The organism is Geodermatophilus sp. SYSU D00684 (assembly GCF_054050455.1).
Genome location: NZ_JBJGZI010000042.1, coordinates 20554 through 29614, shown reverse-complemented (window position 1 = coordinate 29614; position 9061 = coordinate 20554). Strand labels below are relative to the sequence as shown.

The window sequence follows — 9061 nt, the reverse complement described above, 5'->3', positions numbered from 1 at the left end:
CCGCCGGGGGGGGATCGCTGGGGCCGGGGCCCCCCACCCGCGCCCGGCAAGCCCCCCCCCCCCCCCAACCCCCCGCCCCCGGGGACCCCGCCCGGGGCGGGGCCGCGTCGGCACCGGCTGCCAGGATCGGCGGGACGGCGGGACGAGGACTCGGGAGGCGCACCGGATGGCGATGGTGCTGGCGCTGGCCTCGGCCGTCGTCTACGGGATGGCCGACTTCTGCGGGGGGATCGCCAGCCGCCGGGCCGCCGCGGCTGCCGTCGTCGCGCTGTCGCAGGCCGCCGGGCTGGTCGCCGTCGTGCTGCTGCTCCCCTGGCTCGGCGGCAGCCCCACGCCCGCCGACCTGGGCTGGGGCGCGGCCGCGGGCGTCGCCGGCGGGGCCGGGCTGCTGCTGTTCTACCGCTCGCTGGCCACCGGGGTGATGAGCGTGGTGGCCCCGGTGACGGCGGTGTCGGCCGCGGCGCTGCCGGTGGTCGGCGGCCTGCTGCTCGGCGAGCGGATCGGCGTGCTGGCCGCGCTGGGGATCCTGCTCGCGCTGGTCGCGGTGGTGCTCGTGGCGGCCGAGGGCGGGCTGTCCTCGCTGCGCACCGCCCGGCCGGCCAGCATGGGGCCGGCGCTGGCCGCCGGCGCCGGGTTCGGGCTGTTCTTCGTGCTGCTGGACCGCACCGGCGAGGACTCGGGACTGAGCCCGCTGCTGGCCGCCCGCGTGGTGTCGGTGCTGCTGATCGGCGGGCTCGCGCTGGCGTCGGGCCGGTCGCTGCTCGTGTCCCGCCGGGTGCTGCCGGTCGTGGTGCTCGCCGGCGTGGCCGACATGACGGCCAACGCGCTGTTCCTCGTCGCCACCCAGGTCGGCGAGCAGTTGGCGATCACCGGCGTGCTGGCGTCGCTGTACCCGGCGAGCACGGTCGTGCTGGCGCAGGTGGTGCTGCGCGAGCGGCTGGCCGGGGCCCAGCAGGCCGGGCTCGCCGTCGCGGCGGCCGCCGTCGTGCTCATTGCGCTGCCCGCCTGACCCTCCCGGGGGACCCGGGCGGACGGTCGGGTGTCGGAACGGGGACCCGGTGCCGACGACCGGGAGGTGACCCGCCCCCAGGAGGCACCGGTGCCGTCCGGATCCGACCCCGTCCTCGCCGAGGCCCTGCGCGGCGTGCGCAGCGTCTTCCAGCCCATCGTCGAGATCGACACCGGGCGCGTGGTGGCCTACGAGGCGCTGGCGCGCGGCCCGGTGGGCACGCTGGAGCGGCCCGACGCACTGTTCGCCGCGGCCCGCGGCGCCGGCCGGCTCGCGGAGCTGGACGAGGCCTGCCGGGCGGCCGCCTTCCGCGGCGCCGTCGACGGCGGGCTGGTCGCGCCGCTGACCGTCTTCGTCAACGTCGAGCCCGAGGTGCTCGACACCGCGCCGCTGGCCGACCTCGTCGCCATCGCCGAGGGCGCGCCCGGCGACCTGCGGGTGGTCATGGAGATCACCGAGCGGGCGATCGCGGCCCGCCCGGCCGAGCTGCTGCGCACCGTCGAGCGGGTGCGCGAGCTGGGTTGGGCGATCGCGGTCGACGACGTCGGCGCCGAGTCGATGTCGCTGGCGTTCCTGCCGCTGCTGTGCCCCGACGTCGTCAAGCTCGACCTGCGCCTGGTGCAGGAGCGCCCCGGCCCCGCGATCGCCGAGATCATGAACGCGGTCAACGCCTACGCCGAGCGCAGCGGCGCCGTGGTGCTCGCCGAGGGCATCGAGACCGCCGGGCACCTGGCCTACGCCCGGGGCCTGGGCGCCACCCTCGGCCAGGGCTGGTTCTTCGGCCGCCCCGGCCCGGGCGCCGCCCCGGAGCTGCCGGTCGGCGAGCTGGTGCTGCCCGGCGCCGGCCGGCCCACCGGCGCGGCCGGCGCGGTCTCCCCCTTCGCCTGCCTGCCCGACGACGTCCCGCTGCGCCGCGCGCCCAAGGCCCTGCTCATCGAGCTGTCCAAGCAGCTGGAGCGGGAGGCCCTGCGCCTGGGCGAGACCTGCGTGGTGGCCGCGACCTTCCAGGAGGCCCGCCACTTCACCGTCTCCACCACCCAGCGCTACCGCGACCTGGTCGAGCGCACCGGCTTCGTCTGCGCCCTGGGCGAGGACCTGCCGGTGGAGCCGCTGCCCGGGCTGCGCGGCGCGCACCTGGCCGAGGACGACCCGGTCCGCGGCGAGTGGGACGTCGCCGTCCTGTCCCCGCACTTCAGCGCCGCGCTGCTGGCCCGCGACCTCGGCGACGACGGCCCCGACCCGGAGCGCACCTTCGAGTACGCGCTCACCTACGAGCGCACCACGGTGTCCCGCGCGGCGTCGTCGCTGCTCTCCCGGGTGGCCCCGCGCGCCGGCGACGCCGTCCCGGCTGCGGCCCCGGCACCCCGTCCCGCGCCCACGGCCAGCCCGGCGGCCGCCGGCCTGGCCGTGGGCACCACGCAGGCGGAGGTGCTGCTGCGGCGGGCGCTGGACGCCACGCCGAGCGGGGTGACCGTCGTCGACGTGCGGCTGCCCGACCAGCCGATCGTCTACGCCAACGAGGCCTTCCGGCAGCTGGCCGGCCTGTCCTCGGACGAGATCCTCGGCCGCAACTGCCGGCTGCTGCAGCACCCCGACACCGACCCGGGCGCGGTCGCCCGCGTCCGCGCCGCGGTCGACGCCGGCCGGCCGTGCCGGGAGACGCTGCTCAACGTCCGCGGCCCCGGGCGGACGCCGTGGTGGAACGAGCTGCACCTCGCCCCGGTGCACGACGCCGACGGCGCCGTCGTCCAGTACATCGGCGTGCAGGTGGACGTCACCGCGCGCGTGGAGGCCGAGCGGGCGCTGGTCCGCGAGCGCGACCGCACGTCGGCCGCGCTGGCCCGCATCCAGGAGCTGGCCTACACCGACCCGCTGACCGGGCTGCCCAACCGGCGCCGGCTGGAGGAGCAGGTGGAGGCCGCGATCTGGGAGGCCCGCGCCCGCGGCGACGCGCTCGGCCTGCTGTTCGTCGACCTCGACGGGTTCAAGGCGGTCAACGACCGGCTCGGCCACGCCGCCGGCGACGAGCTGCTGCAGGTGGTCGCCCGCCGGCTGCGCGAGCGGGTCCGCCGCCGCGACCTGCTGGCCCGCCTGGGCGGCGACGAGTTCCTCGTCGCGCTGCCGGACCTGCGGCCGGAGACGGCGCTGGAGGAGGCGCGGCGGGTCGCCGACGAGCTCACCGCCTCGATCCGCCGGCCGGTGCTGCTGCACGGCACCGAGGTGCACGTGGACGCCAGCATCGGGGTCAGCGTCTGCCCCGCCGACGGCGTCGTGTTCGCCGACCTGCTGCACCGCGCCGACCTGCGCATGTACGACCGCAAGGCGGTCACCCGCGACGCCACCGCCCGGGCCGCCACCGCGCGGGCCGCCGCGGGCGCCGCGCCGCTGCCGCGGCGGGAGCCGGTCCTGCCGTAGGCGTACGCCCCGGCACGGGGCGGGGACGGCGCACCGCTGGGGCGCCGGCGCGGCGTCGGGCTCAGGCGGGCGGCAGCAGGCCGACCAGTCCCCCGGCGGCCAGCACGGTCAGCTGCTCGACCAGCTCGGCGGCGGGCACCTCGCGGGTGCCCGACCACCAGTGCGCGGCCAGCTGCACCATGCCGACGACCCCGTAGGCCCACGTCGTCACGGCGGCGGTGGGCCGGCCCGCGGCGGCCAGCCGGTCGCCGAGCAGTGCCGCCAGCGCGCCGGCGACCTCGCGCTCGGTGGCGGCGACGAGGTCCGGGCGCCCGGCGCGGCCGGCCGAGGCGTAGGCGAAGCGGTAGAGCTCCGGCTCGTCCTCGACCAGCAGCACGAACGCGGCGATGACCGCGCGCAGCCGCTCGACGTCGTCGCGGCGCTCGGCGGCCAGCTCCCCGAGCAGCCGCGGCAGCAGGATCGCCGAGGAGATCCGTTCGAGGACGGCGTCGACCAGCTCGTCCTTGTCGGTGAAGTAGCGGTAGATGACCGTCTTGGACACCCCGGCGGCGCGGGCGACGTCGTCCACGGCGAAGCCCGGGCCCGCCCTGCGGACCGCCTCGACGGCGGCGGCGACCAGCTCCTCCCGGCGGGCGCGGCGGTGCTCGGTCCAGCGGGCGCGCCGTCCGTCGGCGACCGCGGGCGCGTCGTCGTCGAGCCGTTGCCTGGGTCCCACGGTCACAGCTGCCCTCCGCCACAGAGACATCGGCCGCCCCGGGGAGGGCCGCAGACGTGCACCCTGCCGTCCGCGGCCCGTGGCGGGAAGGCATCGGCACCCGGCCCGGCACCGGCCGCGGCGCGTCGGCCTCACCGGTACGGCGTGGCGGCCTCCTCGACCATCGCGACGTAGGCGGCCCGGTCGGCGTCGCCGTCGCGGGTGAGGTTGTCGTCGTCCCGCCGCAGGCCGGCCGCGCCGTCGAGGCCCTCGCGCAGCACGTCGGCGTGCCCGGCGTGGCGGGCGACCTCGGCGAGCACGTGCACCAGAAGCGTGTGCAGCGTGGGGTGCCGCCGCTCCTCGGGCCACCACGGCACCTCGCCGGTGGCGTCCAGCGGCAGTGCGGCGACGGAGGCGTCGGCGTGCGCGGTGGCGCGGGCGTACAGCGCCAGGACGTCCTCCCGGGACTCGTCGGGGCGCACCCACAGGTCGTCGTCCCCGGCGTCCGGGTCGTCCCAGATCATCGGCTCGGGGAACGGCCGGCCGACGACGGTGCCGAGGTAGCCGGCCTCCACGCAGGCCAGGTGCTTGACCAGCCCGAGCAGGTTGGTGCCGGTGGCCGTCAGCGGCCGGCGGACGTCGTAGCCGGACAGCCCCTCGAGCTTCCACAGCAGCGCCTCGCGGGCGGTGGTGAGGTAGCGCAGCAGCACGGCCTTGGCGTCGTCCACGCGGGGCAGCCTCTCAGCCCTGGGCGAGCTGCGTCGCGTAGAGGCAGATCGCCGCGGCGGCGGCCAGGTTGAGGCTCTCCGCGCGGCCGCGCATCGGGATCCGCACCCGGGCGTCGGCGGCCGCGGCCAGCTCCGGTGGCACGCCGCGCGCCTCGTTGCCGAACAGCCACAGCACCGGCCCGGCCAGGGCGTCCCCCAGCCCGTCGAGCGCCGCCTCGCCCCCGCCGTCGGCGGCCAGCACGGTGACCCCGCGGGCCCGCAGGCCGGCGACCAGGGGCTCCAGCGGCGCCCCCCGGACGACGTCGACGTGGAACAGGCTGCCGGCGCTGGACCGGACCGCCTTGCCGCCGTAGGGGTCGGCGGACCCGGCGCCGAAGACCACCGCGCCGGCGCCGCACGCGTCGGCGGTGCGCAGCACGGTGCCGGCGTTGCCGGGGTCGGCCAGGCCGGCCAGGCCGACGGCGAGCGGGGGCGGGTCGGCGGTCAGCGCCTCGGCGGGCAGGTCGCGCAGCGCGCAGACGGCGACCAGGCCCTGCGGCGTCACGGTCTCGGACAGGCCCGCGGCGGCCTTCTCGGTGACCAGCCGGACGGGGACGCTCGTGCCGGCGAGCAGGTCGCGGTGCGCGGCGGCCGCGGCCTCGGTGGCGAACACCTCGCGGACGTCGTCCGGCGCGGTGGCCAGCGCCTCGGACACCGCCTGGCGGCCCTCGGCGAGGAAGGCGCCCGCGGCGTCGCGACCGGCGCGCCGGGTCAGCTTCCGCGCGGCGGCGACCCGCCCGGACCGCTCGGTCAGCAGCTCGCTCACGTCGTCCTCCCGTCTCGGTCGAGATCGCGCGATCTCGGCGTTTCCCGGGGCCTCCCGGCGGCGAGATCGCGCGATCTCGCCAGGAGCACCCGCGCCCACACGCACCGACGCCGCCGGCGCCGGCCCTGGTGGGCCGGACACCGACGGCGTCGGGAGAGGGTGGTTCAGGCGGCCTGCTCGCCGCCGGCCGGGGCCGCGGCGACGGCGGCCCGGGCGGTCTCCACCAGGGCGGCGAAGGCGGCCGGCTCGTTGACCGCGAGCTCGGCGAGCACGCGGCGGTCGAGCTCGATGCCGGCCAGCTTCAGGCCCTGCATGAACCGGTTGTAGGTCATGTCGTTCTGCCGCGCGGCGGCGTTGATGCGGGTGATCCACAGCTTGCGGAAGTCACCCTTGCGCGCCTTGCGGTCGCGGTAGTTGTAGGTGGCCGAGTGGAGGATCTGCTCCTTGGCCTTGCGGTACAGGCGCGAACGCTGACCGCGGTACCCGCTGGCGGCCTCGAGGGTCGTCCGGCGCTTCTTCTGGGCGTTGACCGCCCGCTTCACGCGTGCCACGTGAGAACTCCTTGCTGGTTACGGGAGGCGGGGGCTCAGATGCCCAGCAGCTTCTTGATGGTCTTCGTGTCGGCCGGGGACATGACCTGGTCCTTCTCCAGCCGGCGCTTGCGCCGCGAGCTCTTGTGCTCGAACTTGTGCTGGTTGTTGGCCTGCTCGCGCATGATCTTGCCGGTGCCCGTGACGCGCACCCGCTTCGCGGTGCCCTTGTGGGTCTTCTGCTTCGGCATGTCCTCGTCGTCCTGTTCGTGGGTGTCGGCGCCGCCCGGCAGCACGGGGCTGCCGAGACGACGCCGGCCGTCTCGGTGGTGCGGTCCTGCTGTGTGACCGGTCAGGCCGTCGGGGTCTGCCCCTCGGCGGCCCGGTCGGCCTTGGCCTGACGGCGTGCGCCGTCGGTCGCGGCCTGGTTCCGGTGCGGGGCGATCACCATGACCATGTTCCGGCCGTCCTGCTTCGGGTTGGACTCGACGACGCCCAGCTCGGACACGTCGCCGGCCAGCCGCTGCAGCAGGCGGTAGCCCATCTCGGGCCGCGACTGCTCGCGACCGCGGAACATCACGGTGATCTTGACCTTGTCGCCCGCCTTGAGGAAGCGCTCGACGTGGCCCTTCTTGGTCTCGTAGTCGTGCGGGTCGATCTTCAGGCGCAGCCGCATCTCCTTGATGACGGTGAGCGCCTGGTTCCGCCGGGCCTCGCGGGCCTTCTGCGCGGACTCGTACTTGAACTTCCCGTAGTCCATCAGCTTGACGACCGGCGGCCGGGCCATCGGCGCGACCTCGACGAGGTCGAGCTCGGAGTCCTGCGCCAGGCGCAGCGCCTCGCCGATCGGCACGATGCCGACCTGCTCGCCCTCCGGGCCCACCAGGCGGACCTCGGGGACGCGGATACGGTCGTTGATACGGGGCTCGGTGATGGCCTCTCCTCTGCTCTGTCACACGGGAGGAGGTCGCGCCCACCCGGGCACCGGAGACGGCGAGGGCCCCGTGAGCGGTGCTCACAGGGCCCGTCTCGCCGGTGCGGCACCGGCCCGTCGCCGGGCCGGCACGTCGCGGGGTCCCGGCCGGGGCAGGCCGGACTCCCGCGAACCGGGGACCTGGGCGCCTCGACGGCGCCAGGTGGGAGCGGGCTCCTCTTGGTCAGCGGCCCGGGGCGGGGCCGCTGGGGTGGTTCACGCGCCTCGTGTAGCGGGGAGGCACGCTCATGCTACAGCGTCGCGGCCGGGCCGGGTATTCCGGTGGCCGGACGGCGCTCACTCGTGCAGCAGCGGGCCGTGCGCCGGCGCGGGGCGGGCGGCCACGTCGGCGGCCAGCAGCGCCCGCAGCCCCTCGACGGCGGTGGCCGCGCGCTCGCCGTCGACCGCCTGCAGCGCCGTCATCGCCATCGCGTCGCCGTTGGCGAGCTCCAGCGTGGCCACCCAGGCCCGGCGGTCGAACCGGACGCCGCGCACCGCCGCCCAGGGCAGCGTCCGCTGTCCGAGCAGGTTGCGCACCCGGATGCCGGAGGCGTCGGCGTCGACCCGCGGCCGGCCGAGCAGCAGGATCCCCGCGCCGACGAACAGGCCGATGCCGGCGATGGCCACGCGGTCGGCGGCGTCGAAGGGGTTGAGCTCGTCCGACGGGTGGGTGACGAGCGCGGTGACGACCATGACGACGACGACCGTGACGGCGAGCAGCGTGCAGACCACCCGCATGACCAGAGGGACGGCGGAGATCCGGGTGGGGGTGGCGGGCGGCGTCGGCACGCCCCCATGGTCCCAGCCCGGAGCGCGCGGCCGGGCTGGCAGAGTGCCGGGACGTGGACGCGAGCGGCGTGGAGGTGACCGGACGGGCGCAGCGCGCCGCGTGGCGCGAGCGGTCGGTGCCCGCCGTCGAGCGGGTGCGGCCGGGCCTGTGGTCGGTGCCGGTGCCGATGGGCGGACCGCTGCGCTGGGTGAACGCGTACGTGCTCGAGCTGGCCGGCGGCGGGCTGGGCCTGGTCGACACCGGCTGGGACGCCGACGACAGCTGGGCGGCGCTGTGCGCCGGGCTGGCCGGGATCGGCGCCGGCGTCGCGGACGTGCGCGGCGTGCTGGTCACCCACATGCACATGGACCACGTGGGCCTGGCCGGCCGGGTGCGGGAGGCCTCGGGCGCGTGGGTGGCGATGCACCCGGCCGACGCCCGCGACCTGACCACCTTCACCGCCCGCTCCCCCGAGGAGTCCACCGAGGTCGAGGTCGCCTTCCTCGTCGGGCTCGGCGCCCCCGAGCCGGACGCGCGCGCGGACGCCGGGACGCCGGAGGAGCGCGCGCGGTGGCGGCGGCTGGCGCTGCCCGACCGGCTGCTCGAGGACGGCGACCGCGCGGGCCTGCCCGGCTGGTCGCTGCGCGCCGTCCACACGCCCGGGCACACCGCCGGGCACCTGTGCTTCGCCGACGAGGCCACCGGGCTGTTCTTCGCCGGCGACCACGTCCTCCCCCGGATCAGCCCGAACGTCTCGACGCACGCCGGCGGCGCCGCCGACCCGCTGCGCGACTACCTGTCCTCGCTGGAGCGGGTCGCCGGGGAGGAGGCCGACGAGGTGCTGCCCGGCCACGAGTGGCGCTTCCGCGGCCTGGCCGGGCGGGCCCGCGGGCTGCGCGCGCACCACGAGCGCCGGCTGGCCGAGCTGCTGGCCGCGGTCCGGGCGCACCCGGGGAGCACCCCGTGGGACCTGGCCGCGCACCTGACGTGGTCGCGGCCGTGGTCGCAGTACGAGCGGCGGATGCGGATCTTCGCCGTCACCGAGACCGACGCCCACGTGCGGCTGCTGGTCAGCCGCGGCCTGGTCGTCGGCGACGGCGGGCGGGTGCCGCGCTACGCGGCGGCGCCCCTGCGGTGA

At 77.2% G+C, this 9061-nt stretch carries 10 protein-coding genes; 3 read left to right on the top strand and 7 right to left on the bottom strand.

All coding sequences use genetic code 11. From position 1 onward, the window contains the following. Nucleotides 1–166 precede the first annotated feature (166 nt). Both ACI79L_RS22670 and ACI79L_RS22665 read left to right on the top strand, forming a co-directional pair. Nucleotides 167–1009 (top strand): EamA family transporter, encoded by an 843-nt coding sequence (locus tag ACI79L_RS22670; protein ID WP_456938961.1) that lies wholly within the window; start codon nucleotides 167–169, stop codon nucleotides 1007–1009. A gap of 90 nt (nucleotides 1010–1099) precedes the next feature. Further along, nucleotides 1100–3424 carry a diguanylate cyclase domain-containing protein gene (locus ACI79L_RS22665; RefSeq protein ID WP_456938960.1) on the top strand — a complete coding sequence of 775 codons (2325 nt, stop codon included), beginning with the start codon at nucleotides 1100–1102 and terminating at the stop codon, nucleotides 3422–3424. Nucleotides 3425–3485: 61 nt separating this feature from the next. Here the strand turns inward: ACI79L_RS22665 and ACI79L_RS22660 are convergent, their stop codons facing one another. The 7 genes from ACI79L_RS22660 to ACI79L_RS22630 all read right to left on the bottom strand — a co-directional run bounded on the left by ACI79L_RS22660 (nucleotide 3486) and on the right by ACI79L_RS22630 (nucleotide 7943). Next, nucleotides 3486–4145 (bottom strand): TetR/AcrR family transcriptional regulator, encoded by a 660-nt coding sequence (locus ACI79L_RS22660; protein ID WP_456938959.1) that lies wholly within the window; start codon nucleotides 4143–4145, stop codon nucleotides 3486–3488. A 125-nt stretch (nucleotides 4146–4270) separates the two neighbouring features. Continuing rightward, entirely contained in the window at nucleotides 4271–4846 is a 576-nt protein-coding gene (locus ACI79L_RS22655) for a DinB family protein (protein WP_456938958.1), read from the bottom strand. Between the two features lie 13 nt (nucleotides 4847–4859). After that, the gene (locus tag ACI79L_RS22650; RefSeq protein WP_456938957.1) at nucleotides 4860–5651 is read right to left on the bottom strand and encodes a TrmH family RNA methyltransferase; all 792 of its coding nucleotides are present in this window, start codon (nucleotides 5649–5651) and stop codon (nucleotides 4860–4862) included. 164 nt (nucleotides 5652–5815) lie between these two features. Further along, complete coding sequence (gene rplT, locus ACI79L_RS22645) at nucleotides 5816–6202, bottom strand: 50S ribosomal protein L20 (protein ID WP_075015337.1); 387 nt, start codon at nucleotides 6200–6202, stop codon at nucleotides 5816–5818. A gap of 35 nt (nucleotides 6203–6237) precedes the next feature. After that, on the bottom strand, nucleotides 6238–6432 hold the full coding sequence (rpmI, locus tag ACI79L_RS22640) for a 50S ribosomal protein L35 (RefSeq protein WP_456930242.1): 195 nt from the start codon (nucleotides 6430–6432) through the stop codon (nucleotides 6238–6240). A 101-nt stretch (nucleotides 6433–6533) separates the two neighbouring features. After that, entirely contained in the window at nucleotides 6534–7064 is a 531-nt protein-coding gene (gene infC / locus ACI79L_RS22635; RefSeq protein WP_387987040.1) for a translation initiation factor IF-3, read from the bottom strand. A gap of 387 nt (nucleotides 7065–7451) precedes the next feature. After that, nucleotides 7452–7943: a PH domain-containing protein gene (locus ACI79L_RS22630; RefSeq protein ID WP_456938956.1), complete on the bottom strand. Its 492-nt coding sequence runs from the start codon at nucleotides 7941–7943 to the stop codon at nucleotides 7452–7454. Nucleotides 7944–7996: 53 nt separating this feature from the next. On the opposite strand from ACI79L_RS22630, the gene ACI79L_RS22625 reads away from it, so the two are divergent. After that, entirely contained in the window at nucleotides 7997–9061 is a 1065-nt protein-coding gene (locus ACI79L_RS22625; protein ID WP_456938955.1) for an MBL fold metallo-hydrolase, read from the top strand.